Consider the following 25895-nt stretch of genomic DNA (forward strand, 5'->3'; position numbering starts at 1 on the left):
TTCAGAAGCCCGGACGTGAGCCGCACGCCGGTCATACCGACGAAGACGTCAAGGAGGGCAGCCGTGGCCGCCAGCACCCCCGAGAGGGCACCCGCAGTCAAAAAGGACCGCACTCACTACCTGTACATAGCGGTGATCGTCGCGGTCGCCCTCGGTATCACCGTCGGTCTGGTCGCCCCCGACTTCGCGGTCGAGCTGAAGCCGATCGGCACCGGGTTCGTCAACCTGATCAAGATGATGATCTCGCCGATCATCTTCTGCACGATCGTGCTGGGCATCGGCTCGGTGCGGAAGGCCGCCAAGGTCGGCGCGGTCGGCGGTATCGCCCTGCTCTACTTCACGATCATGTCGCTGGTGGCCCTGGGCATCGGCCTGGTCGTCGGCAACATCCTGGAGCCGGGCACGGGTCTCGCGGTGACCGACGCGATCAAGGACGCCGGCCACGCACAGGTGGACGCGGAGGCCAAGGACACCACCGAGTTCCTGCTCGGCATCATCCCGACCACGATCGTCTCCGCCTTCACCGAGGGCGAGGTGCTGCAGACCCTGCTCATCGCGCTGCTCGCCGGCTTCGCGCTGCAGGCCATGGGCTCGGCCGGGCAGCCGGTCCTGCGCGGGGTCGAGCACATCCAGCGGCTCGTGTTCCGCATCCTCGCCATGGTGATGTGGGCCGCCCCGATCGGCGCGTTCGGTGCCATGGCGGCGGTGGTCGGTTCCGCGGGCGTCGACGCCCTCAAGAGCCTCGCCGTCCTGATGCTCGGCTTCTACGTCACCTGTTTCCTCTTCGTCTTCATCGTGCTCGGCGTCATGCTGCGGGTGATCGCCGGCCTCAACATCCTCACGCTCTTCAAGTACCTGGGCCGTGAGTTCCTGCTGATCCTGTCGACCTCGTCGTCGGAGTCCGCCCTGCCCCGGCTCATCGCGAAGATGGAGCACCTGGGCATCAGCAAGCCGGTGGTCGGCATTACCGTCCCGACCGGTTACTCCTTCAACCTCGACGGCACCATGATCTACATGACCATGGCGTCCCTGTTCATCGCCGACGCCATGGGCACGCCGATGTCGGTCGGCGAGCAGATCCCGCTGCTGCTCTTCCTGTTCGTCGCCTCCAAGGGCGCGGCCGGTGTCACCGGCGCCGGCATGGCGACCCTCGCGGGCGGTCTCCAGTCGCACAAGCCCGCCCTGGTGGACGGCATCGGCCTGATCGTCGGCATCGACCGCTTCATGAGCGAGGCGCGCGCCCTGACCAACTTCGCGGGCAACGCCGTCGCCACCGTCCTGATCGGCACCTGGACCAAGGAGATCGACCGCGAGCGCGTCGACCAGGTGCTCGCCGGTCACCTGCCCTTCGACGAGAAGACGCTCCTCGACCACGACGACGAGGACGTCACGGCGGACATCCCCGAGCAGGGCGGCGAGAAGGAGCTGGCCAAGGCCTGACCGGCCGGACGCCGATGGCCGTACGGCCACACAGAGCCGGGTCGGGCCCGACCTGAACCCGGGCCCGGCTCCCGCCCCGGGCGGCCGAGTACTCCCCCGTAGCTCGGCCGCCCGGACCCACTCCCGAAGAACAGCTCAGTCGCTCAGTTTCGCCACCAGCGCGGTGGCCAGAGAGGCGGGTACGCCCGCCGCGGTCAGAACGGTGACCGCGGCGGAGCGGCCCGCCTCTTTTGCGTCCAGCAGCCCGTGGTTCACCGCCTCCATCACCGCGAACATCATCTGCTCGTGGACGTACGCCAGCGCGGGCGCCGGCAGCGGTGAGACGAAGACGCCCTCGTCGAGACCGCGCTGGAGCAGTTCGGTGGAGGCCTGGCGCACGGGGGCGAGCCGCTCGATGATGCCTTCCATCGTGACGCTGCGCTGGGCGAGCGCGACCAGGATGCGGTAGCGGTCGGCGACCTTCCAGACCTCGAGCACGGAGCCCGCCACGGCCTGCGCCAGATCGTCGATCCCCTCGCGTCCCGCCGCGTCGGCGGCCGCCACCGCCTCCACGGCCCCGTCGACGAGCGTGCTGATCAGCGCCTCACGGCTGGGGAAGTGCCCGTACACGGTCCGCCTCACGACGCCCGCGGCGCGCGCGATCTGGTCCATGGACGCATCCGGGTCGCGCAGCAGCTCGGCGAGTGCGACATCGAGGATGTGGCGGCGGTTGGCTTCGGCGCGACTGGAGTGGCCCGTGGTCATGGCCGCCATTGTGCCCCCACCGGCTGGACTTGCACAGCGCTGTGCAGCAAGCGTACATTGCACAGCGTTGAGCAAATGCACATCGCTGTGCAAGACCGCTGAGGAAGGCCACCCCTGCCATGCGACTCGTCATGACCGAACCGGTCGAGAAGATGGAGCGCCCCTACGCCCGCCGCTGGTGGGCCCTTCTCGTCCTCTGCCTCAGCCTGCTGATCATCGTGATGGCGAACACCGCCCTCACGGTCGCGGCCCCCGACATGACCGAGGACCTCGGGCTGTCGAGCGCCGACCTCCAGTGGGTCATCGACGGCTACACCGTCCCGTACGCCGCCCTGATGCTGCTGTTCGGCGCGATCGGCGACAAGTACAGCCGCCGCGGCGCACTGCTGCTGGGGCTCGGGGTCTTCGGCGGCGGCGCGGTCTTCGGCTACGTCGCCGACAGCGCCACGACCGTCATCGCGGCCCGCGCGGTGATGGGCACCGGCGCCGCGATGATCATGCCGGCCACGCTGTCCATGCTCGCCGCGACTTTCCCGCGCGGTGAGCGCGCCAAGGCGATCACCGTGTGGACCGCCACCTCCGGCGTGGCGATCGCGGCCGGGCCGCTGGTCGCGGGCGCACTCCTGGAGCGCCACGCCTGGACGTCGACGTTCCTGATCGACGTCCCGATAGCCGCCGTCGCGATCGTCGCGGCCCTCGTCCTCGTCCCGCCGTCCAAGGCCGCGAAGCACGGCCGTATCGACTACGTCGGCGGCCTGCTGTCGGTCGTGTGGATCGGCGCGCTGGTCTACATGATCATCGAGGGCCCGCACTTCGGCTGGCACGCCAGGGCGATCGCCGCCGCGCTGGTCGCGGGCATCGGTCTCGCCCTCTTCATCCTCTGGGAGCTGCGCCACCCGCGCCCCGTCGTCGACGTCCGCCGCTTCGCCGACCGCGGCTTCGCGGGCGCCAACCTCGCCGTCGCCCTGTTCTTCCTGGCCGTCTTCGGCGCCTTCTACTACCTCACCCAGCACCTCCAGTTCGTCCTCGGCTACAGCGCCCTGGAGACCGGCCTGCGCATGCTGCCGCTGGCCGGCGCGGTCTTCGTCGGCTCCGCCCTGACCGGGTTCCTCACCCCGCGGGTCGGGATGAAGTGGACGGTCACCGCGGGCATGGTCGGCGGCACGGCGGCCCTCGCGCTGCTCACCCGGATCGACGCGAGTGCGTCGTACGGCGATTTCCTCGTGCCCCTGATGGTGCTGGGCCTGGCGATCGGCCTCGCCCTCTCGCCCGCCACGGACGCGATCATGGGAGCCTTCCCCGAGTCCGAACTGGGCGTCGGCGGCGCGGTGAACGACACCTCGATCGAGCTCGGCGGCTCGCTCGGCATCGCGATCCTCGGCTCGCTGCTGGCGACCTCCTACGCGGACCACCTCTCCGACGCCACCGCCGGCAGCGGGCTCCCGGCCGCCGCCCTGTCCTCCGCCCAGGACTCCGTCGGCGCCGGATACACCGTGGCGCAGGGCATCGGTGCGAAGGCCCAGCAGGTCGCGGCCCAGGCCGCCGGGGCCACCGACCCGCAGCAGGCCGCCCAGCTGAAGGCGCAGGCCGGGGAACTCGCCTCCGGCGCACGGCAGTTGGCGGACGCGGTCGGCTCGTCCTTCTCCGACGCGGTGGCGCACACCAGCCTGATCGGGGCGATCGTGCTGGGTGTCGGGACCGTCCTGGTCGCGGTGCTCCTGCCCGGCCGCACGTCCACGGAGCCCGCCCCCCGGGCCGAGGCGGAGAAGGAACTGGTCGACACCCACTGACTCACCGAATTCTTACCCGGCCCCACTAGCGTGCCGTCCCCGGACGGCACGCTCTTTCATCGGAGGCACACGGGGGATGAAGATCGACTGGGACCGGCGGACGTGCGCACGCCGCGGGCATGTGACGTACGCGCCGGACGAACCCCGCCTCAGGGAGCCGCTGTACGCCGAGACCGCCGTGGGCGGGGCGTGGCGCTGCCTGCGCTGCGGCGACTTCGCCCTCGGTGAGCCGCACGGCTCGGGACCCGCGGACCACGCGCCCCTCGTCCCGCGCGGCAAGGTGCTCAGGGACCTGTTCGTGCTGCGCTTCCTCGCGATCGAGCGGGCCGTGCGCGGGGTGTTCATCGTGCTGGCCGCGGTGGCGGTGTGGAAGTTCAGTAACAGCCAGGACGCGGTGCGCCGGCTCTTCGACGAGTATCTCGACGTCTTCCGGCCGGTGTTCAGGCACTTCCACTACGACCTGGACCACTCACCGATCGTCGACACCGTCCAGAAGACGTTCGGGTACAAGCACAACACCCTGGTCCTGGTGGCCGTGCTGCTGCTGGCCTACGCCCTCATCGAGCTCGTCGAGGCGGTCGGCCTCTGGTACGCCAAGCGCTGGGCGGAGTACCTGACGGTGGTGGCGACGGCCGCCTTCCTTCCGCTGGAGATCTACGAACTCACCGAGCGCATCAGCTGGCTGAAGATCGCCACGCTGTTCCTCAACATCCTCGCCGTCCTGTACATCCTCCTCGCCAAGCGCCTGTTCGGCCTGCGCGGCGGACACCGGGCCTTCGAGGAGGAACGGCACAGCGCGTCACTGCTGGAGGTGAAGGAGGCCGGCGAGCGGAGCGAGCTCAGCGCATCGGGCCAGGGTTCCCGGCACCGCCCCTAGGCCCCCAGCCCCCTAGGGGGGTGCCGTCACTCCGCGCCGCTACGAACTGTTCGCCAGGTGTCCTTTCCCAGGGTTTCGGCCACGGCTCGCGGCAGCCATCGGTGTACGTCGCCGAAGGTGAAGCCGAGGCGGGTGGCCCGGGAGTTGTCCATGCCGTAGGAGCGGGCGAAGGAGAACGGTGAGACCTCGCCGAGCTCGACCAGTTGGAGGAGGGTCTTGCCCTCGGGGAAGTGCGCGGCGACCGCCCTGCACAACTCCTCCGTGCCCAGCAGCCCGTGGGAGGCCGCGTTCACCGGCCCGGTGAAGTCCTGGCCCACCGTCCAGGCGAGGAAGTCGGCGATCTCCTCGACGTGGATGTAGGTGGCGGGCTGGTTGTCGACCGGGACGGCGATGGGCTCGCCGGTGCGGATACGGTCGGCGTAGTGGGCGAGGCGTCCGGTGAAGTCGTCGGCGCCGCCCAGGACGTGGGCCACGCGGATCGTCGTCACGGGAAAGGCGGGGTCCGTCGCGAAAACGGATTCCGCCTGCCGCTTTCCCTCGCCGTAATGGGAATCGAGGAATGCGGGGTCGTCCCAGGGAAGCTCGACATCGACGGACACGGTCGTCGGGTCGACGGCGTCCTCCCGCACGAGGGCGATCGAGTCCTCGTACTCGTACACCTCCACTGTCGAGGTCATCACATAGCGCCGGGCGCGTCCGGCGAAGACCCGGCGGGCGATCGCCGCCTGGCGCGGGGTGTAGCAGACCTGGTCGACCACCACGTCGAAGGTGCGCGAGCCCAGGGCGCTGAGCAGCGCGCTTTCGTCGTCGCGGTCGGCGAGCAGGTGAACCGCCCCGGGCGGGGGCGCGGACGAGCCCCGGTTGAGGACCGTGACCCGGTCGCCGGCGGCCAGCAGACGTGCGATCAGGCGCTTGCCGACATAGCGGTTGCCGCCGATGACCAGTACCTCGCGGGGAGTTTCCATGACCATAATTCTCCCGGCGTACATCCACGTATTGAAGGGGGAACCATGGGAGTTCAGGCGGCGGCACCGAAAGAACCACGGCAGCTGCGTCCTACCGCCGACGAAACCTCGGTGGCCTTCGACGCGCTGGACCGGCAGATCCTGGAGCTCCTGCAGACCGACGGCCGGATCAAGCTCAGTGAGCTGGGCCGCCGGGTGCGGCTGAGCCCGGCGGCGGTCACCGAGCGGGTGCGGCGGCTGGAGGCGGCAGGCGTGATCGGCGGCTACGGCGCCCACGTGGTCCCGGCCCGGCTCGGCTACGGCATCCAGGCGTTCATCCGGGTCAGCCCGCACGGCGGCTACACCCTGAGGCACCCGAGGACCCTGGAACTGCTGGTGCGCCCCGAGATCATCGAGGCGCACCACGTGGTCGGCGAGGACTGCTGGATCCTCAAGGTCGCCGTCCGTGACACCGTCCACCTGGAGGAGGTCCTCGAAGAGGTTTCCGCCCTCGGCCGCACCACGACCTCGATCGTGCTGACCACCCCGGTCCCGCGCAAACCGCTCTTGCCTTGACGTCGGCGTAAAGGATTACGTTCGTGGACATGCGAATCGGCGAGCTGGCCGCACGGGCCGGGACCACGACGCGGACGCTGCGCTACTACGAGGCGCGGGGCCTGCTGCCCGCGCGGCGCGGTCACAACGGGTACCGGACCTACGACGAGGACGACCTGAAGCTGCTCCGGCAGATCCGGACGCTCCAGGACTTCGGGTTCGACCTGGAGGAGACGCGGCCGTTCGTGGAGTGTCTGCGGGCCGGCCACCCGGAGGGCGACTCGTGCCCCGCCTCACTCGCGGTCTACCGGCGCAAGCTCGGTGAACTGGACGCGCTGATCGGTGAGTTGCAGACCGTGCGCGCCCAGGTCGGGCAGCAGTTGGAGCGGGCCGAGCGGGCGCGTGACGGGCTGGCCGCCGACGCGCGGGTTCCGGGCGGTCCGGAGCCGGAGTGCGAACTGGGAGGGATCCACAGGTGATCAAGGCAGCGGGTGTGGCCGAGGTGACGGACGCGGACTTCGAGACGGAGGTGCTCGGGTCGGAGCTGCCGGTGCTGGTGGAGTTCACCGCCGACTGGTGTCCGCCGTGCCGGCAGATGGGGCCGGTGCTCACGGCTCTCGCCGCGGAGGAGGGCGAGCGGCTCAAGGTGGTCCAGCTGGACGTCGACACCAATCCGCTGACCACGAACGCCTACAGGGTGCTCTCGATGCCCACCTTCATGGTCTTCCGGGGCGGGGAGCCGGTGCGGTCGATGGTGGGGGCGCGGCCCAAGCGGCGGCTGCTGGAGGAGCTGACGGACGTCCTGTGAGCCTGCGGTGAGCTGACGCAATACAGAGAAATCCCCCGAGCGATTGCGCTCGGGGGATTTCTCTGCGTATATTCAATGATTCGCGACTTCATGACAGTCTATAAAGCATGGTTCGCAAAAGAAGCTCAGTGAGCAGAGTATATCCGGGCGGGAGTGGAATTGTCAAACACCGGCTTTCCGGACGATGAATTGCGGCAGGAACAGGAATTCATCGACGGGCTGTACGCACATGTGGACGCCCTGCGCGGCGACACCGAGGTCTCCGTCACGGACGCGCTCGCCCAGGGCAACACCCCCATGCAGGCCCGCCTCGAGCGGGACATCCTGGTCGCCGAGCGCTCGGGACTGCTGGCCGCGCTGAACGCGGTCGACGGCTCGCTCTGCTTCGGCCGGATCGACCTCACCTCGGGCACCACCCATCACATCGGCCGGATCGGACTGCGCACCGAGGACGCCGAACGCACCCCGATCCTCATCGACTGGCGGGCCGACGTCGCCCGTCCCTTCTACCTGGCCACCGGCCACACCCCGATGGGCCTGCGCCGCCGCCGGCACATCGGCACCGAGGGCCGCCGGGTCACCGACCTGCACGACGAGATCCTCGACCTCGGCGACCAGGAGCGGACCGGCCACGAGGACCCGAGCGGTGACGCCGTCCTGCTCGCCGCGCTCAACTCCGCCCGCACCGGCCGCATGAGCGACATCGTGCAGACCATCCAGGCCGAGCAGGACGAGATCATCCGCGCGCCCCACCGCGGGGTGCTGGTGGTCGAGGGCGGGCCGGGCACCGGCAAGACGGCCGTCGCCCTGCACCGGGCCGCGTATCTCCTGTACGAGCACCGGGAGTTGCTGGCCAAGCGGGCCGTGCTGATCGTCGGCCCCAACCCGGCCTTCCTCGGCTACATCGGCGAGGTGCTGCCCTCGCTGGGCGAGACCGGGGTGCTGCTCGCGACGGTCGGGGAGCTCTTCCCCGGCGTGAGGGCCACGGCGACCGACAGCCGCGAGGCGGCCGCGGTGAAGGGGCGCGCCGCCATGGCGGACGTCCTCGCCGACGTCGTACGCGACTGGCAGGCCCTGCCCGACCCGGTGATCGCCATCGAGCACGACCGCGAGATCCTCATGCTCGACGACGGCCTGGTGAAGGTCGCCCGGGAGAAGACCCGCGCCGCCCGACTGCCGCACAACATGGCCCGTGAGCACTTCGAGGGTCACATCCTCAACACGCTCACCGACATGGTCGCCGAACGCATCGGCACCGACCCGTTCGACGGGACGAACCTGCTGGACCCGAGCGACATCACGCAGATCCGCGACGAACTCGCCGAGAACCCCGAAGTCTGGGCTGCCATCGAGCAGTTGTGGCCGCGCCTGACCCCGCAGCGCCTGGTCGCGGACTTCCTCGCCGACCCCGTCGGCTACCTTCCCGACGAGGACGCGGCCGCCATCCGCCGCCCGGTGACCCGGGGTTGGACGGTGGCGGACGTGCCCCTGCTCGACGAGGCGGCCGAACTCCTCGGGGTGGACGAGCGGGTGGCGCGGGCCCGGGCCGAGCGTGAGCGCGAGACGCAGGTCGCGTACGCGCAGGGCGTGCTGGACGTGTCGTACGCCTCGCGCACCTACGAGTTCGACGACAAGGACGAGGAGGAATCCGAGGTCCTGTCCGCGCACCACATCATCGACGCCGAGCGTTTCGCCGAGCGACAGGAGGAGGACGACCACCGCAGCGCCGCCGAGCGCGCGGCGGCCGACCGCACCTGGGCGTTCGGGCACATCATCGTCGACGAGGCGCAGGAACTGTCGCCGATGGCCTGGCGGTTGCTCATGCGGCGCAGCCCGACCCGCTCCATGACCCTGGTCGGCGACCCGGCCCAGACCGCGGAGGCGGCGGGCGTGGGTTCCTGGCAGAAGATCCTGGAGCCCTACGTCCAGGACCGCTGGGAGCACGCGAGGCTGGGCGTCAACTACCGCACCCCGGCCGAGATCATGGAGCTCGCGGCGGCAGTGGTGCGCGCCTCGGACCCCGCCTTCGAGCCGCCGAGTTCGGTGCGGTCGACCGGGGCACGGCCATGGGTGCGGGCCGCCGACGACCTGCCCGGCGCGGTCGCGGAGGCGGTGAAGGAGCTGACCCCCGCCGAGGGGCGGCTCGCGGTCATCGCGCCGCGCCATCTGCACCGCAGGCTGGCGGCCCGGCTCGACGGGGTGACGGCGGGCGCGGAGCCGGACCTGACGCGGACCGTCGTACTCCTGGACCCCCGGCAGTCGAAGGGGCTCGAGTTCGACTCCGTGCTCGTGGTCGAGCCGGCGCTCTACGGCACGAGCGACCTGTATGTGGCGCTGACCCGGGCGACCCAGCGGCTGGGGGTGCTGCACACGGGCCGGCTGCCGAAGGCGCTGGTGGACGCCGCGGTCCCGGGGATCACCAAGACGTAACAGTTCACGCCATGGTCACTGCTTGTGCACGGCCGGTGCGGTATGCGTTGCGGTATGGAAGCCCACTCCGACGCGACCCCGCCGGCCGACGGCCCCGTACTCGGGTCGCTGTCCGTCGAGCCGCTGCTCACCGCCGAGTTCGACGTCGACCCCGGGGCGGTGTACGAGCGGCTGCGCGGCACCTACGGGCCGGTCGCGCCGGTCGGTCTGCTGGGGGTGCCGGTGTGGCTGGTCCTCGGGTACACCGAGGTCACCGAGGTGCTGCGGAACGAGAACCTGTGGCGGCGGGACATCCGGTACTGGCGGGCGCGGGCCGAGGGGCGGCTGCCGCGGGACTGGCCGCTGCTGGCCGGTTACGAGGTACGGCAGATGATGTTCATGGACGACGAGGAGCATCTGGGGGCCCGGCGTACCCATCACTCGGCACTGAGCCCCTTCCAGGACGCGCGGAGTCCGGAGGGGTGGGAGCTGCGGGCCGCGGTCACGCGGTACGCCGACGAGCTGGTCGGGATGCTGGCCGCCGAATCGGGGACCGTGGGTTTCGCCGATCTCGGGGCGCAGTTCACGCGGCCCCTGCTGCTGATGGTCACGACCAAGTTGTTCGGCTGCCCTGTGGAGTTGGGCGACGAACTGGTCATGGACCTGTGGCGGATGCTGGACGGCGGACCCGGCTCGGCACCGGCGACGGCGCGTGCGCTCGGGGCCTTCACCCGGCTCGCCGCGCATCGCAGGGCCCGGCCGGGTGACGACCTCACGTCGTACATGCTGCTCGCGGACCCCGGGCTGAGCGACGAGCAGCTCGGGCGGGAGCTGTTCATGAACGCCGTGTACCTGAACGACATCACCGGGAACATGGTGCTCAACACCCTGCTGGAGGTGTTGCGGGGGAACGCGACGGTCCGCCGGAGCCTGTCGGCGGGGCAGCTGGGAGAAACGGTCAACCGGGCGGCGCTGGCGAATCCTCCGGTGGCCAACATGTGCTTCCGCTTCGCGGCACGGGATGTGCGGTTGGGGGAGGTGTGGGTGCGGGCGGGGGACGCGGTGTCCCCCTCCGCCGCGGCCGCCCACCGCGACCTGCTGGCGATCAGCTCCTCCCACCTGGTCGGATCGACGGTGTCCACCCGGGCGCATCTGGGGTGGGGCGCGGGCCCGCACCAATGCCCGGCTGCGGCGCGGGAGTTGGGCGGGACGATCGTGGCGACCGCGGTGGGAAGAGTGCTGGATCACTTCGTCCGCGCGGAGCTGACCCTGCCACCGGATCAGTTGCCGTGGCGGTCGGGGCCGGTGGTGCGGGGGCTGCGGTTGTTGCCGGTGCGGTACGAGCTGGAGGCGGGGGTGTTCGCCGTACCCCGGCCCACGACTCCGTCGGGGACGCCGGTGGCGTCGCCGACGGAGCCTGAGCCCCGCGGGCTGCTGGCGATCCTGCGCAAGCTGATGCTCGGCGGTCGCTGAGGTTCCCCGTCCACGCCTCCTACGCCGGCCGCAGCCACACCGTGGCCAGGGGTGGCAGTGTCACCTGGATGCTGGCCGGGCGGCCGTGCCAGGGCTGGGGGTCCGGTTTCAGGATGTCGGGGTTGGTGACGTCGCCGCCGCCGTACTTGGCGAGGTCGGTGTTCAGGGACTCCAGCCAGGCCGGGACGTCGTCCGGGGCGCCCAGGCGGTAGTTGGGGCGGACCACCGGGGAAAGGTTGGAGACCGCGAGGAGCGGGGAGCCCTCCGCGTCGTAGCGGAGGAAGGCGAAGACGTTGTCCTCGGACGCGTCGCCGACGATCCACTGGAAGCCCGCGGGGTTCGTGTCGCACTGCCACAGGGCCGGGGTGTGGCGGTAGACGACGTTCAGGTCGCGGACCAGGTCGCGCACGCCCCGGTGCTCGGCCTCCGCGCCGTACGCCGGATCCAGCAGCCACCAGTCCGGGCCGTGGGCCTCGGACCACTCGGCGCCCTGGGCGAACTCCTGGCCCATGAAGAGGAGTTGCTTGCCGGGGTGCGCCCACATGAAGGCCAGGTAGGCGCGCAGGTTGGCTCGCTGCTGCCACCAGTCGCCCGGCATCTTCGAGACCAGTGAGCCTTTGCCGTGCACGACCTCGTCGTGGGAGATCGGCAGGACGTAGTTCTCGCTGTACGCGTACACCATCGAGAACGTCATCTCGTGGTGGTGGTACTTGCGGTGCACGGGCTCGTGGGCCATGTAGTCCAGCGAGTCGTGCATCCAGCCCATGTTCCACTTCAGGCCGAAGCCGAGACCGCCGAAGCCCCCGGGACCCATGTGATGCGTCGCGCGCGTCACGCCGTCCCAGGCCGTGGACTCCTCCGCGACCGTCACCACGCCCGGGACCCGCCGGTACACCGTCGCGTTCATCTCCTGGAGGAAGTCCACCGCGTCCAGGTTCTCCCGGCCGCCGTGCACGTTCGGGACCCACTGGCCCGGCTCGCGCGAGTAGTCGAGGTAGAGCATCGAGGCGACCGCGTCGACCCGAAGGCCGTCGATGTGGAACTCCTCGCACCAGTAAACGGCGTTGGCCACAAGGAAGTTGCGGACCTCACGGCGGCCGTAGTCGAACTCCAGCGTGCCCCAGTCGGGGTGGGCCGAGCGGAGCGGGTCCTCGTGTTCGTACAGGGGCCGGCCGTCGAACTCGGCGAGCGCCCAGTCGTCGCGCGGGAAGTGGGCCGGCACCCAGTCCATCAGGACGCCGATACCGGCCTGGTGGAGCGCGTCGACCAGGTACTTGAAGTCGTCCGGGGTGCCCAGGCGTGCCGTCGGCGCATAGAAGCCGGTGACCTGGTAGCCCCAGGAGCCGCCGAACGGGTGCTCGGCGACCGGCATCAGCTCGACGTGGGTGAAGCCCATGTCCTTGACGTAGGCGGGCAGTTGCTCGGCTAGCTGACGGTACGTCAGGCCCGGTCGCCAGGACGGGAGATGGATCTCGTAGACCGAGAAGGGGGCCTCGTGGGCGGGGGCGCCGGCCGCCCGCTTCGCCAGCCACTCCTCGTCCTGCCACTCGTGGTGCGAGGCGTGGATGATCGAGGACGTGTTGGGCGGGACCTCCGTGCGGCGGGCCAGCGGGTCCGCGCGCAGGGTCTTGGAGCCGTCGGGGCGGGTGATCTCGAACTTGTACAGCTCGCCCTCGCCGACCCCGGGCACGAACAGCTCCCACACACCGGTGCCGCCGAGCGAGCGCATCGCGAACGCCGAGGGGTCCCAGAAGTTGAAGGTGCCGGCCACCCGCACACCGCGCGCGTTCGGCGCCCACACCGTGAAGCGTGTTCCCGCCACGCCCTGGTGGGTCATGGGCTGCGCGCCCAGCGCCGTCCACAGCTGCTCGTGCCGGCCCTCGCCGATCAGATGCAGGTCGAGGTCGCCGAGCGCGGGCAGGAAGGCGTACGCGTCCTCGGTCTCCTGGACCGTCTCCTCGTACGCCACGAGCAGCCGGTAGGAGGGCACCTCGCTCAGGGGCACCAGACCGGAGAAGAAGCCGTCACCGTCGTCGTGCAGTTCCGCACGCACGTCCCCGGCCACGACCGTGACGCCCGTGGCGTAGGGACGGAACGTCCGGAAGGCCACCCCGCCGGGAACGCGGTGCGCGCCGAGCACCCCGTGCGGATCGTGGTGGGTACCGGACAGCAGCCGGTCCCGGTCGCCGCCGTCGAGGGCGGGGGAGACGGGGACCTCCGACGGCGGAACGGACGCCGGGGCGGTGGCCGCTTCGGCAGCGACCGGCGCGACCGGCTCCACGACGGCGTCCTCGGCGGCCACCTTCGGCGCCACGGTTTTCTTCGCGGTCACCTTCTTCGCCACGGCCTTCTTCGCCACGGCCTTCTTCGCCGTGGTCTTCTTGACGGCAGCCTTCTTGGCGGTCGCCTTCTTCACGACAGGCTTGTCGACCGCCGCATCCTTGACCAGCGCCTTCTTGGCAACGGCCCGCTTGGCAACGTCCTTCTCGGCGCCGGCCTTCTTCGCGCCGACCTTCTTGGCGACCGCCTTCACGATGCCCGCCGCGTCGGCAGCCGTCTTCCCGGCACCGGCCTTCTTCGCGGGCGCCTTCTTGGCCACCGGCTCAGCCTTCTTCGCCGAGGCCTTCGTGGTCACTGCCTTCTCCGCGGCCTTCTTCTTCACAGTCTTCTTCGGGTCCGAACCGCTGGGGGTGGGCGGAGTCACGGGTGGAGCCTCCTCGGCGGGAGTCGGGTCGGTCAGGTCAGGTCGGTTGTCGCGTACCGCGCGACCGCGGCCATGGGCACCTGCAGCCAGTCCGGGCGGTGCCGGGCCTCGTAGACGACCTCGTATATGGCCTTGTCGGTCTCGTAGGCGCGCAGCAGCACCGGGTCGGTCCGCGGGTCCACGCCGCTGACCTCGGCGTATCCGGAACAGTACGCGGCCCGGCAGGCTTCGGCCCAGCCCGGTACCGGCAGATCGGTCGAGTGTGCCGCGTAGTCGAAGGAGCGCAGCATCCCGGCGATGTCCCGGGCCGTGGGCTGCGGCAGCCGGCGTTCGGAGAGCGGCTTGGACGGCTCGCCCTCGAAGTCGATCAGCGACCAGTGCCCGGCGGCCGAGCGCAGGCACTGGCCGAGGTGGAGGTCGCCGTGGATGCGCTGCGCGGTCCAGGTGCTGCCCTCGGCGGCGAGATCGCCCAGCGCGGTGAAGGCGGAGCGCAGGCCCGGAGCGTGCGGCCGGAGCGCGGGCACCGCCTGTACGGCCGCCTCCAGCCGCTCGATCATGCCGTCGACCAGCAGGCGCAGCTGCTGGTGGCCCAGCGTCACGGTGGGCAGCGCCCGGGCGAGCGCGGTGTGCACCTCGGCGGTGGCCCGCCCGAGGGCGTGCGCCTCGGCGCTGAAGTCCTCGCCCTTGGCGAGCTCCCGCAGGGCCAGCTCCCAGCCGTCCGAGGCGCCCTGTACGAAGGGCTGGAGCACGCCGAGGGTGTACGGCTCTCCGTCCAGCTCCGCCCGCAGCCACCCCGTGGGCGCGGGCACCCGGGGGCAGCCCTCGCGGGCCAGCGCCAGCGGCAGCTCCAGGTCGGGGTTGACGCCGGGCACGACCCGGCGCAGGAGCTTCAGGATGAACGTATCTCCGTAGACGATCGACGAATTGGACTGCTCGGCGGTCATCACCCGGGCCACCAGGCCCTCCCGGATCTCCTGGTCCGGGTCCCGCTCGAAACACAGCCCGCCGATCCGGGTCCCGGAGCGGATCGCCTCCAGGAGCAGTTCGGCGGGCAGTGGGTCGTAGAGGGCGTCGTACGCGGTACGGCCGGTGAGCGGGCCCTCCTCGACATGGCCGATCAGCGCGGGCGCCAGCCGGGGCGGCAGCGCCTCGCGCACGCCTATGAGGAGCTGGTAGCAGTCCCCGGGGTGCGGGGCGGCGCCCACGGTGAGCGGCTGGTGGGCGCGGACCAGCAGGTGGTAGAGGCCGAGCTTGGCAGTGGGCGGCAGCAGCTCGGTGGCCGCCACCAGGGAGAACCCGGTGACCGGGCGGCCCTTGCCCGCGAACCAGCGCTGCCGTGGCAGCCACTCGCGCAGGAGTGGATCAAGCGAGGCGAGGATGCCTGAACTTGTCGTGGCGGTGCGGGTGACGGCTTCCGACATGGGGTGGCGTCCTTTCCCCGGGCTGGCTGGTCGGGGTGTTACTGATGCGTGCCCCGGGTGGGGCGGTGGAAACCGCCCCACCCGGGCCTTCGTCGGCTAGGTGGGTTCCTTGCGGAGCCGGAACCAGTAGAACCCGTGCCCGGCGAGCGTCAGCAAGTACGGCAGATCACCGATGGCCGGGAACCGCACCCCGCCGAACAGCTCGACCGGATGCCGTCCGTTGAAGGCGCTCAGGTCCAGTTCCGTCGGCTGCGCGAACCTGGAGAAGTTGTTCACGCACAGGACCAGGTCGTCCTCGTACTCCCTCAGGAACGCGATCACCGCCGGGTTCGACGACGGGAGCTCGGTGTAGGAGCCGAGGCCGAAGGCGGCGTTCTGCTTGCGGATCTCGATCATCCGGCGGGTCCAATGCAGCAACGAGGAGGGCGACGCCATCGACGCCTCGACGTTGGTGACCTGGTAACCGTAGACCGGGTCCATGATGGTCGGCAGATACAGCCGCCCGGGGTCACTGGAGGAAAACCCTGCGTTACGGTCCGGTGTCCACTGCATCGGGGTGCGGACCGCGTCCCGGTCGCCGAGCCAGATGTTGTCGCCCATGCCGATCTCGTCGCCGTAGTACAGGATCGGCGAGCCGGGCAGGGACAGCAGCAGGGCGGTGAACAGCTCGATCTGGTTGCGGTCGTTGTCGAGCAGGGGGGCGAGCCGCCGCCGGATGCCGATGTTGGCGCGCATCCGCGGGTCCTTGGCGTACTCGGCCCACATGTAGTCGCGTTCCTCGTCGGTGACCATTTCCAGGGTCAGCTCGTCGTGGTTGCGCAGGAAGATGCCCCACTGGCAGTTCTGGGGGATCGCCGGGGTCTTGGCGAGGATCTCCGAGACCGGGTAGCGCGACTCGCGGCGGACCGCCATGAAGATGCGCGGCATGACCGGGAAGTGGAACGCCATGTGGCATTCGTCGCCGCCGGCCTCGTAGTCGCCGAAGTAGTCGACCACGTCCTCCGGCCACTGGTTCGCCTCCGCGAGGAGGACCGTGTCCGGATAGGACGCGTCGATCTCCTTGCGTACCCGCTTGAGGAACTCGTGGGTTGCTGGAAGGTTTTCGCAGTTGGTGCCTTCCTCCTGGTAGAGGTACGGCACGGCGTCGAGGCGGAAACCGTCGATGCCCAGGTCCAGCCAGAACCGCAGTGCGGAGATGATCTCCTCCTGCACGGCCGGGTTCTCGTAGTTGAGGTCCGGCTGGTGGGAGAAGAAGCGGTGCCAGTAGTACTGCTTGCGCACCGGGTCGAAGGTCCAGTTGGACGCCTCGGTGTCGACGAAGATGATCCGTGCGTCCGGGAACTGCTTGTCGTCGTCGGCCCACGTGTAGTAGTCGCCGTAGGGGCCGTCGGGGTCCCTGCGGGACTCCTGGAACCACGGGTGCTGGTCGCTGGTGTGGTTCATGACGAAGTCGATGATGACCCGCATGCCGCGCTGGTGGGCGGCGTCGACGAACTCCACGAAGTCGGCGAGGTCACCGAACTCCGGCAGCACGGCGGTGTAGTCCGAGACGTCGTAGCCGCCGTCCCGGAGCGGTGACTTGAAGAACGGCGGCAGCCACAGGCAGTCGACGCCCAGCCACTGCAAGTAGTCGAGTTTGGCGGTCAGGCCCTTGAGGTCGCCGACACCGTCGCCGTTGCTGTCCTGGAAGGAGCGGACCAGCACCTCGTAGAAGACCGCGCGCTTGAACCAATCCGGGTCCCGGTCCTTGGCGGGGGTGTCCTCGAAGGTGTCGTGGACGGGCTCGTTGACGATCATGTTGTGGGTGACCCTCCGATCTGCGGGGTGGACGGTCGCAGGACGGTGAGGATGTGCGCGGGGCGAGTGCCCGGTTCGAGACGCACGTAGTTCGCCCTGCCCCAGTGGTAGGTCTCGCCGGTGAGCTCGTCGCGCACCGGCACCGACTCGTGCCATTCCAGGCCGAGTTGCGGCATGTCCAACGAGACCGTGGCCTCCTGGGTGTGGTGCGGATCGAGGTTCACGACCACCAGAACCGTGTTCGAGCCGCTCTGCTTCGAGTACGCGATCACCTCGTCCTTGTCCGCGTGGTGGAAGTGCAGGTCACGCAGCTGCCGTAGGGCCGGGTTGTCCCGCCTGACCGTGTTGAGCTGGGTGATCAGGGGGGCGAGGCTGTCCTCGCGGTCCCAGTCGCGGGCCTTGAGCTGGTACTTCTCCGAGTCCAGGTACTCCTCGCTGCCCTCCCGCAACGGGGTGTTCTCCGCGAGTTCGTAGCCGGAGTAGATGCCCCACGTCGGCGAGAGGGTGGCGGCCAGGATGGCGCGCAGCGCGAACGCCGGACGGCCGCCGTGCTGCAGGAATTCATGCAGGATGTCGGGGGTGTTGGCGAAGAAGTTCGGCCGCATGTAGGAGGCCGCCTCACCCGACAGTTCCGTCAGGTACTCGGTGAGCTCTTCCTTGGTGGTGCGCCAGGTGTAGTACGTGTACGACTGCTGGAAGCCGATCTGGGCCAGGGTGTGCATCATCGCCGGCCGGGTGAACGCCTCCGCCAGGAAGATCACGTCCGGGTCGGTGGCGTTGATGTCCGCGATCACCCGCTCCCAGAACACCACCGGCTTGGTGTGCGGGTTGTCCACCCGGAAGATCCGCACCCCGTGGTCCATCCAGTGCCGCAGCACCCGCAGCGTCTCCGCGATCAGCCCCTCCAGGTCGGCGTCGAAGGCGATCGGGTAGATGTCCTGGTACTTCTTCGGCGGATTCTCCGCGTAGGCGATGGTGCCGTCGGGCCGGTGATGGAACCACTCCGGATGCTTGTGCACCCACGGATGATCCGGGGAGCACTGCAGGGCGAAGTCCAGCGCGATCTCCAGACCGTGCCCCTTGGCCTCCTGCACGAACCAGTCGAAGTCCTCGATCGTGCCCAGATCCGGGTGGACCGCGTCATGCCCGCCCTCCGGCGAACCGATCGCCCACGGCACGCCCACATCGTCCGGGCCCGCGGACAGGGTGTTGTTGCGGCCCTTGCGAAACGTCGTCCCGATCGGATGGATCGGCGGCAGATAGACCACGTCGAAACCCATCGCGGCGATCGCCGGCAACCGCCGGGCCGCGGTACGGAACGTGCCGTGCGGCTGCTCCGGCGTGCCCTCCGAACGCGGGAAGAACTCGTACCACGACCCGAACAGCGCCCGCTCCCGCTCCACCAGCAGCGGCAACGACTCCGACGCCGTGATCAACTCCCGCAGCGGATACCGTGCCAGCACCGCGTCCACCTCGGGCGTCAGCGCTGCGGCGAGACGGGCGGCGGCCGGCCGGGTCTCGTCGCGGAGGGCGCGGACGGCCGCGAGGATCACGCCGTTCCGGCCGTCGTCGGGCACGCCGGCGGCGGCCCGCTCGTAGAGCCGGGCGCCGTCCTCCAGGACCAGTTCGGTGTCCATGCCGGCCGGGATCTTGATCTGGGCGTGGTGCCGCCAGGTGGTGATCGGGTCGCCCCAGGCCTCGACGGTGAAGGACCACAGTCCGGGTGTCCCGGCGGTGACGGTGGCGCCCCAGCGGTCGGTGCCCGGGGTGAGTTCCCGCATGGGGATCCAGGGCCCGGCGCGGTCTTCCGGATCCCTCAGTACGACATTGGCGGCGACCGCGTCATGACCCTCACGGAACACGGTGGCCGAGATCTCGAACGTCTCGCCGGTGACCGCCTTGGCGGGCCGGCGTCCTCGCTGGACGACCGGGCGGACGTCGAGGACGGGTATGCGACCGACGGCCGTAGCCGGTCCCGCCTCCGTGGAGGGTCGCTCCTCGGGCGGCGGTCCGGGGTCGACGGGGCGTGTGGTGGACGTCAGGGGTGCTGACTTGTGGTGCGTGGCGGGCATGACCGCTCCTGTCCGCGTCAACTTCGGGTGGGCGGATGGATGTGGGAGGGGGTCCTGAGGCGTCTACCGCAGGAGCCTTCCCACCCTATTCGGGTGAGCAATCCGGCACTTTGCTAACTACTCACGCGTATGTCTTTACACAAAACCGGCCCCGTTCTGGCCGAACGGGGCCGACTTGCGGACGCCTTCCCCTAGGAACCGGGCACCTGAAGGAGTTTGTCCGGTGAACCGGCCCCCCGACCGGACACCGTCCCGGAGGCCGCCAGTTTGACCAACGCTTTGCCGACCTGGGCCGGAGTGGCCCTCGGATGGTCGGCCAGGTAGAGCGCGGCCGCGCCCGCCGCGTGCGGGGTGGCCATCGACGTACCCGAGTAGGTCGCCCTGGCGGTGTCACTGCGGATGCCCGCCGAGGTGATCGATACACCTGGGGCGAACAGATCGAGAGCCGATCCGTAGTTGGAGAAACCCGCCCGTGCGTCCGTCGTGTCGGTCGCGCCGACCGTGATCGCCTGGGGCACGTCGGCCGGTGAGTAGAGCCCGGCCGGCCGGCCGTCGTTGCCCGCGGCGACCGTGTAGGTCACCCCGGACGCGATGGAGGTGCGGACGGCGGCGTCGAGCTGGGCGCTGTGGTGACCGGCCAGGCTGAGGTTGGCGACCGCCGGCTTGCGCGCATGCTTCGTCACCCAGTCGATACCCGCGATGACCTGGGCGATCGTGCCCGATCCGGTGCTGTCGAGGACGCGTACGGCGACCACCTCGGCCCGTTTCGCGACGCCGTATCCGGTGCCGGCGACGGTGGCCGCGACATGGGTGCCGTGGCCGTTGCCGTCGCCCGCCGAGCGGTCGCGCCCGACGAAGTCCCAGCCGTAGGACGCCCGGCCCCCGAAGTCCCTGTGGGAGATCCGGATGCCGGTGTCGATCACGTACACCCTCGTCCCGGCGCCCGCGGACCGCGGCCAGGTGTAGGACCTGTCCGGCGACGCCTTCGGCTGGTCCAGGCGGTCGAGACCCCAGGACGGCGGGTTCTTCTGGGTGCCCTCCAGGGTCACCCGGGCGTCCTGGACGACCGAGGCGACCCGTGGGTCCGCCGCCAGCCGCCCGGCCCGTCTCTCGTCGGTCCGCACGGCGTAGCCGTTGAGCACCGCGCCGTAGGTATGGCTGATTTTCGCCCCATACTTCTCGGCGACACCTTTTCCGGCCACCGACCGGGCCTGCGTTCCCCCCTTGAGTGTCACCAGGTAACTCCCGCTGACGGAACCGGGCTCTCCGGCGCCGAGTATCCGCCCCTCCGGTGCGGCGTGCGCGGGCGGGGTGATGGCCGAAAGAGCGGCTGCACAGCTCACCGCGGTCAGGCCCCCCACCCAGCGCAGACGCCGATTGCGCGTCCGTGCCATGACTTGAGTTCCCCTCCTCACCTCGGCGTACGGCAGCCGCGGCAGGCCGGGTGCACCCGGCGCCGGGCGGTACGCCATGGGGCAGCCTCTCGTGCGGTGTGAAGTACCACAAGGACGCCTGCGGGGGTGTAATCGGCCATATCCGCTATGGGAGGACGTGGGGAGGTTGCGGCGATTTCCGGACTGTTCGATCCGGGAGGGCTTGAGGGCGACACGGCCTTCTGCTGTGAACCGCGCCGTGGTGACGACACCCTCCGCACGGATACCGTCAAGGCTGAAGACGGGACGCACACCGCCGTGTGTCCCACTCCGCTCCGCTCGCCGAGGTGGAATGTGAAGGCGATTCGTCGATTCACCGTCCGACCCGTACTCCCCGATGCCCTGCGGCCCCTGAGCGATCTGGCGCGCAATCTGCGCTGGTCCTGGCACGCGGAGACCCGTGATCTCTTCCAGTCCGTCGATCCGGAGCGCTGGGCCGCGTCGGGCGGTGATCCCGTACGGCTGCTCGGCAGCGTGCGCCCCGCCCGGCTCGCCGAACTCGCCGAGGATCGCCGTTTCCTGCGCCGGCTCACCGCGGCCGCCGACGATCTCCACGACTACGTCACCGGTGAGCGCTGGTATCAGGCCCACACCGGTGAACTCCCGGCCGCAGTCGCCTACTTCTCGCCCGAGTTCGGCGTCACGGCCGCCCTGCCGCAGTACTCCGGTGGTCTGGGCATCCTGGCCGGCGACCATCTGAAGGCCGCCAGCGACCTGGGCGTACCGCTGATCGGCGTGGGCCTGCTGTACCGCCACGGCTACTTCCGCCAGACCCTGTCCCGGGACGGCTGGCAGCAGGAGCACTATCCGGTCCTGGACCCCCACGAGCTGCCGGTGGCGCTGCTGAGGGAGGCCGACGGCACCCCGGCCCAGGTGTCGCTGGCCCTGCCCGGCGGCAAGCAGTTGCACGCCCGGATCTGGCTCGCCCAGGTCGGCCGCGTGCCCCTGCTGATGCTGGACTCCGACGTCGAGGAGAACGACCTCGGCGAACGCGGGGTGACCGACCGGTTGTACGGCGGCGGCAGCGAACACCGGCTGCTCCAGGAGATGCTGCTCGGCATAGGGGGCGTCCGGGCCGTACGGACGTACTGCCGGCTGACCGGCCATGCCGACCCCGAGGTCTTCCACACCAACGAGGGGCACGCCGGGTTCCTCGGTCTGGAGCGGATCGCCGAACTCTGCGACCAGGGGCTGGACTTCGACGCCGGTCTGGAGGCGGTCCGCGCGGGGACCGTGTTCACCACGCACACCCCCGTCCCGGCCGGCATCGACCGCTTCGACCGTGAACTGGTCGCCCGGCACTTCGGCCCGGACGCCGAACTTCCGCGCATGGACGTGGGCCGCATCCTGGCGCTGGGCATGGAGACCTACCCGGGCGGCGAACCCAACCTCTTCAACATGGCCGTGATGGGTCTGCGCCTCGCCCAACGCGCCAACGGCGTCTCGCTGTTGCACGGGCAGGTCAGCCGGGAGATGTTCTCCGGACTCTGGCCGGGATTCGACCCCGAGGAGGTGCCGATCACCTCCGTGACCAACGGGGTGCACGCCCCGACCTGGGTCGCGCCCGAGGTGTTCCGGCTCGGCGCGCGGCAGATCGGCGCCCAGCGCACCGAGGACGCGATGACCGTCGGCGGCTCGGACCGCTGGGACGCCGTGGGAGACATCCCCGACCAGGACGTCTGGGAGCTGCGCCGTTCGCTGCGGGAGCAGCTGGTGATGGAGGTACGGGACCGGCTGCGCGCGTCCTGGCGTCAACGCGGCGCCGGGACGGCGGAGTTGGGCTGGATCGACGGCGTCCTCGACCCCGATGTGCTGACCATCGGATTCGCGCGCCGTGTCCCGTCGTACAAGCGGCTGACCCTCATGCTGCGGGACCGCGACCGTCTGATGGACCTGCTCCTGCACCCCGAGCGCCCGATCCAGATCGTGGTGGCGGGCAAGGCCCACCCGGCGGACGACGGCGGAAAGCGGCTGGTCCAGGAGCTGGTGCGGTTCTCGGACGACCCGCGGGTGCGTCACCGGATCGTGTTCCTGCCGGACTACGGCATGGCGATGGCGCAGAAGCTCTACCCGGGCTGCGACATCTGGCTCAACAACCCGCTGCGGCCGCTGGAGGCGTGCGGGACGAGCGGGATGAAGGCGGCACTCAACGGCTGCCTGAACCTGTCCGTCCTGGACGGCTGGTGGGACGAGTGGTTCCAGCCCGACTTCGGCTGGGCGATCCCGACCGCGGACGGGGTGGGGACCGACTCCGACCGCCGTGACGACATAGAGGCCGACGCCCTCTACGACCTCCTGGAACAGCGGGTGACACCCCGTTTCTACGAGCGCGGCCAGGGCGGTCTGCCCGACCGCTGGATCGAGATGGTCCGCCAGACGATCACCCTGCTTGGCCCGAAGGTCCTGGCGGGCCGCATGGTCCGCGAGTACGTGGAACGCCTCTACGCCCCTGCGGCCGAGGCCCACCGCACGATGGTCCCGGACGCGGCGCGCGAACTGGCGGAGTGGAAGGCCAGGGTGCGGGCCGAGTGGCACGGGGTGACGGTCGACCACCTGGAGACCACGGCCGCGACGGCCACGGCCGAACTCGGCACCACGCTGGGACTGCGGGTCCGTGTCGGTCTCGGCGCGCTCGGCCCGGACGACGTGGAGGTCCAGGCGGTCTCCGGCCGCGTGGACGAGGAGGACCGCATCGCGGACGCGGCGACGGTCCCGCTGAAGCCGGTGGGCGGCCCGGACCCGGAGGGCCGCTGGGTCTACGAGGGCCCGCTGTCCCTGGACCGCACGGGCCCCTTCGGCTACACGGTCCGCATCCTGCCCACACATCGCCTGCTGGCGTCGGGGGCGGAGCTGGGAGTGGTGGCGGTGCCTTCGGAGGAGGTGGTGGAGGGGGCCGGGGTGCTGCTGCGGTGAGCGGCGGGGGCGCGGGCCGGGCGGCTTCCGCTCAGCCCGCGTCCTCTCCGCCGCACAGCTTGCGCAGCACCGTCCCGCACTTTCGCGCGTATGCGTGCTGCAGGCCCCGGGTCGCCGGGCCGCCCGCCCTGGAGTACCACTTCGCGCCCCTGCTGAACGCCGATACCGTCAGCCACACCGTGCCGTCGCCCGTGCGGTCGACGACGAAGGACTCCTCGCCGGATTCGGGGTGGCCGGTCAGGGTGCCGTAGGCCCAGCCGGCGCGGCGGTGTTCCTCGACCGTCCAGACCACCCGGCAGGGGGCCTTGATGACGCCGGCCAGGGTGACCGTGACGTCCACGTCGGGGGCCGCGCGGTCCGCGGTGGTGTCTATGCCGACGCCGAGGGCTCGGTGCATCTCCCAGGTCAGGACCGCCTCGGAGGCCTTCCGGAAGACGTCGTGGCCCTCGCCTATGCGCGTGCGGACATGCAGGGGGTGGAAGCCGGGCGGGCAGAATCCGCTCCGCCGGGTCGCGCCGACGTCGTCGTACGTGAAGGACATGGGACCCAAGAGTAGGGCGGCACCCGGAAATGCCTTCGTTCCGGGTACCGCCCGTCGTGTCTCTCGTGGAGCTAGCTCACGTTGACCGCGGACCAGGCCGCGGCCACCGCCTTGTACTCGGTGCTGGTCGAGCCGTACAGGGCGGACGCCGCGGAGAGCGTGCCCGTGCGGGCCGACTTGTAGTTGGTCGTCGACGTGAAGTACGTCGTCAGCGCCTTGTACCAGATCTGCAGCGCCTTGGCGCGGCCGATGCCGGTGACCGTGGAGCCGTTGGACGTCGGCGAGTTGTAGGACACGCCGTTGATGGTCTTGGCGCCACTGCCCTCCGAGAGGAGGTAGAAGAAGTGGTTCGCCACGCCCGACGAGTAGTGGACGTCCAGGTTGCCGACGGAGGAGGACCAGGAGTCCGCCGAGCCGCCGTCCTTGCTGGGCTTGTCCATGTAGCGCAGCGGGGAGCCGTCGCCGTTGATGTCGATCTCCTCGCCGATGAGGTAGTCACCGACGTCGTTGGAGTTGGCCGCGTAGAACTCGACACCCGTGCCGAAGATGTCCGAGGTCGCCTCGTTGAGGCCACCGGACTCGCCGGAGTAGTTCAGGCCCGCCGTGTTCGAGGTGACGCCGTGGCTCATCTCGTGGCCGGCCACGTCCAGCGAGGTCAGCGGGCTGACGTTGCCCTCGCCGTCGCCGTACGTCATGCAGAAGCAGCTGTCGTCCCAGAACGCGTTCACGTACGCGTTGCCGTAGTGGACGCGGGAGTAGGCCGCGACACCGTTGTTCTTGATGCCGCTGCGGCCGAAGGTGGACTTGTAGAAGTCCCAGGTCTCCGCCGCGCCGTAGGCGGCGTCGACGGCCGCGGTCTGGTCGGTGGTGGAGCTGGAGGCCGCGCCGGTGCCCCACACGTTGTCGGCGTCCGTGAACAGCGTGCCCGCCGACGAGCTGGTGCCGTGCGACTTGTTGTACGTCTTGTGGCTGCCGCGCGAGGCGTCGGTGAGGTTGTACGTCGAGCCGGACAGCGTGGTGGTCAGGCTGACCGTGCCCGAGTACAGGCTCTTGCCGGTGCCGGTCGCGTTCTCGATGCCCTGGTACTCGTAGAGCTTCTTGCCGGTCGCGGCGTCGGTGATGACGTGCAGCTGGTTCGGGGTGCCGTCGTCCTGGAAGCCGCCGACGATCGTCTCGTAGGCGAGGACGGGCGTCCCGCTGCCGGCCCAGACGACCTTGCGCGCGCCGTCGGCCTCGGTCTTGTCCGAGCCCGCGGCCTTGGCGGCGGTCAGGGCCTGCGTCTCGGCCTTGGCGACGGTGAGCTTCGGGGTCAGGGAGGCGACCTTGATGGTGGCCTTCGTCGCCTTGGAGACGCCCTCGGTCGCACCGGACTTCGACTCGTGGACGACCAGGTCGCCGCCGAGGACGGGCAGACCGGCGTAGGTGCGCTCGTAGCGGGTGTGGACCGTGCCGTCGGCGTCTCTGACGACGTCCTTGACGACCAGCTCCTCCTTGGCGCCGAGGCCTATCTCCTGGGCCGTGGTGCCGACGTCGGCCTGCTGCTCCTTGATGAGGGAGGTGCGCGCGGCCGCGGACAGCTGGACCGGGGCGCCGGCGAGCGTGGCCTTGCCGGTGCTCTCGGCCGGGGTCACGGCGGCGGCACTGCCGGTGGTCAGGCCGGTGGTGAGCAGGGCTCCGGCCGCCACGGCGGTGGCGATGGCCAGAGTGGTGCGCTTGTGACGCGCGTAGAGGGGGGTCACACAAGCTCCTTCGTGGGGGAGCCCGGACGGCGTGGGGTTGCCCTCCGGGGTGGTTGTGAAGTTGTGCGGCGGTTGTGAGGAAGCGTGGCATCAAGGCGCGTACATGTCATGACCCCCAAGTGATGTTGGCCGAAAGTCGACGGCTGGATGAACATTGCAGGCATGTAAACCGCGTTGACCTGGGCAAAGCCCCAACAAGCCATCGGTCATGGGAAGGCAAAAAGAGGGCGCCGCC

At 70.2% G+C, this 25895-nt stretch carries 18 protein-coding genes; 9 read left to right on the forward strand and 9 right to left on the reverse strand.

Annotated elements, in window-relative coordinates; translation table 11 throughout:
• The first annotated feature begins 63 nt into the window (after positions 1 to 63).
• A complete protein-coding gene (locus ACZ39I_RS15090; protein ID WP_352392132.1) occupies positions 64 to 1440 on the forward strand; it encodes a cation:dicarboxylate symporter family transporter in 1377 nt (458 codons plus the stop codon).
• Positions 1441 to 1575: 135 nt separating this feature from the next.
• Here the strand turns inward: ACZ39I_RS15090 and ACZ39I_RS15095 are convergent, their stop codons facing one another.
• Positions 1576 to 2193 (reverse strand): TetR/AcrR family transcriptional regulator, encoded by a 618-nt coding sequence (locus tag ACZ39I_RS15095; protein WP_467244846.1) that lies wholly within the window; start codon positions 2191 to 2193, stop codon positions 1576 to 1578.
• Positions 2194 to 2303: 110 nt separating this feature from the next.
• On the opposite strand from ACZ39I_RS15095, the gene ACZ39I_RS15100 reads away from it, so the two are divergent.
• Together ACZ39I_RS15100 and ACZ39I_RS15105 are read left to right on the forward strand one after the other, a co-directional pair.
• A complete protein-coding gene (locus tag ACZ39I_RS15100) occupies positions 2304 to 3974 on the forward strand; it encodes an MFS transporter (RefSeq protein WP_467244847.1) in 1671 nt (556 codons plus the stop codon).
• A 76-nt stretch (positions 3975 to 4050) separates the two neighbouring features.
• Positions 4051 to 4851, forward strand: a complete 801-nt coding sequence (locus ACZ39I_RS15105) for a DUF2127 domain-containing protein (RefSeq protein WP_467244848.1) — start codon at positions 4051 to 4053, stop codon at positions 4849 to 4851.
• A gap of 26 nt (positions 4852 to 4877) precedes the next feature.
• Here ACZ39I_RS15105 and ACZ39I_RS15110 read toward each other — a convergent pair whose 3' ends face one another.
• Positions 4878 to 5816, reverse strand: a complete 939-nt coding sequence (locus ACZ39I_RS15110) for an NAD-dependent epimerase/dehydratase family protein (RefSeq protein WP_467244849.1) — start codon at positions 5814 to 5816, stop codon at positions 4878 to 4880.
• Positions 5817 to 5861: 45 nt separating this feature from the next.
• On the opposite strand from ACZ39I_RS15110, the gene ACZ39I_RS15115 reads away from it, so the two are divergent.
• From ACZ39I_RS15115 to ACZ39I_RS15135, 5 genes are all read left to right on the forward strand, one after another.
• Positions 5862 to 6371 (forward strand): Lrp/AsnC family transcriptional regulator, encoded by a 510-nt coding sequence (locus ACZ39I_RS15115; protein ID WP_467244850.1) that lies wholly within the window; start codon positions 5862 to 5864, stop codon positions 6369 to 6371.
• 29 nt (positions 6372 to 6400) lie between these two features.
• Positions 6401 to 6829 (forward strand): MerR family transcriptional regulator, encoded by a 429-nt coding sequence (locus ACZ39I_RS15120; RefSeq protein ID WP_352392153.1) that lies wholly within the window; start codon positions 6401 to 6403, stop codon positions 6827 to 6829.
• Positions 6826 to 7158 (forward strand): thioredoxin family protein, encoded by a 333-nt coding sequence (locus tag ACZ39I_RS15125; protein WP_451475902.1) that lies wholly within the window; start codon positions 6826 to 6828, stop codon positions 7156 to 7158. The genes ACZ39I_RS15120 and ACZ39I_RS15125 overlap by 4 nt, the downstream gene beginning before the upstream one ends.
• 141 nt (positions 7159 to 7299) lie before the next feature.
• A complete protein-coding gene (locus ACZ39I_RS15130; protein ID WP_467245121.1) occupies positions 7300 to 9588 on the forward strand; it encodes a HelD family protein in 2289 nt (762 codons plus the stop codon).
• A gap of 54 nt (positions 9589 to 9642) precedes the next feature.
• On the forward strand, positions 9643 to 11040 hold the full coding sequence (locus tag ACZ39I_RS15135) for a cytochrome P450 family protein (RefSeq protein ID WP_467244851.1): 1398 nt from the start codon (positions 9643 to 9645) through the stop codon (positions 11038 to 11040).
• 19 nt (positions 11041 to 11059) lie between these two features.
• On the opposite strand, the gene glgB is transcribed toward ACZ39I_RS15135, so the two are convergent.
• From glgB to ACZ39I_RS15160, 5 genes are all read right to left on the reverse strand, one after another.
• A complete protein-coding gene (gene glgB, locus ACZ39I_RS15140) occupies positions 11060 to 13744 on the reverse strand; it encodes a 1,4-alpha-glucan branching enzyme (RefSeq protein WP_467244852.1) in 2685 nt (894 codons plus the stop codon).
• 32 nt (positions 13745 to 13776) lie between these two features.
• Complete coding sequence (locus tag ACZ39I_RS15145; protein ID WP_467244853.1) at positions 13777 to 15165, reverse strand: maltokinase N-terminal cap-like domain-containing protein; 1389 nt, start codon at positions 15163 to 15165, stop codon at positions 13777 to 13779.
• Positions 15166 to 15261: 96 nt separating this feature from the next.
• Positions 15262 to 16962, reverse strand: a complete 1701-nt coding sequence (gene treS, locus ACZ39I_RS15150; RefSeq protein WP_467244854.1) for a maltose alpha-D-glucosyltransferase — start codon at positions 16960 to 16962, stop codon at positions 15262 to 15264.
• On the reverse strand, positions 16959 to 19034 hold the full coding sequence (locus tag ACZ39I_RS15155) for an alpha-1,4-glucan--maltose-1-phosphate maltosyltransferase (RefSeq protein WP_467244855.1): 2076 nt from the start codon (positions 19032 to 19034) through the stop codon (positions 16959 to 16961). The genes treS and ACZ39I_RS15155 overlap by 4 nt, the downstream gene beginning before the upstream one ends.
• Positions 19035 to 19225: 191 nt before the next feature.
• Positions 19226 to 20428, reverse strand: coding sequence for a S8 family peptidase (locus ACZ39I_RS15160; RefSeq protein WP_467244856.1), 1203 nt, complete (start codon positions 20426 to 20428; stop codon positions 19226 to 19228).
• A gap of 333 nt (positions 20429 to 20761) precedes the next feature.
• On the opposite strand from ACZ39I_RS15160, the gene ACZ39I_RS15165 reads away from it, so the two are divergent.
• Positions 20762 to 23380, forward strand: a complete 2619-nt coding sequence (locus tag ACZ39I_RS15165) for a glycosyltransferase family 1 protein (RefSeq protein WP_467244857.1) — start codon at positions 20762 to 20764, stop codon at positions 23378 to 23380.
• A gap of 31 nt (positions 23381 to 23411) precedes the next feature.
• Here the strand turns inward: ACZ39I_RS15165 and ACZ39I_RS15170 are convergent, their stop codons facing one another.
• On the reverse strand, positions 23412 to 23921 hold the full coding sequence (locus ACZ39I_RS15170) for a DUF1990 family protein (protein WP_352389292.1): 510 nt from the start codon (positions 23919 to 23921) through the stop codon (positions 23412 to 23414).
• A gap of 71 nt (positions 23922 to 23992) precedes the next feature.
• On the reverse strand, positions 23993 to 25660 hold the full coding sequence (locus tag ACZ39I_RS15175; protein ID WP_467244858.1) for a M4 family metallopeptidase: 1668 nt from the start codon (positions 25658 to 25660) through the stop codon (positions 23993 to 23995).
• Positions 25661 to 25895 lie beyond the last annotated feature (235 nt).

It is taken from the genome of Streptomyces sp. NPDC024687 (genome assembly GCF_055559055.1).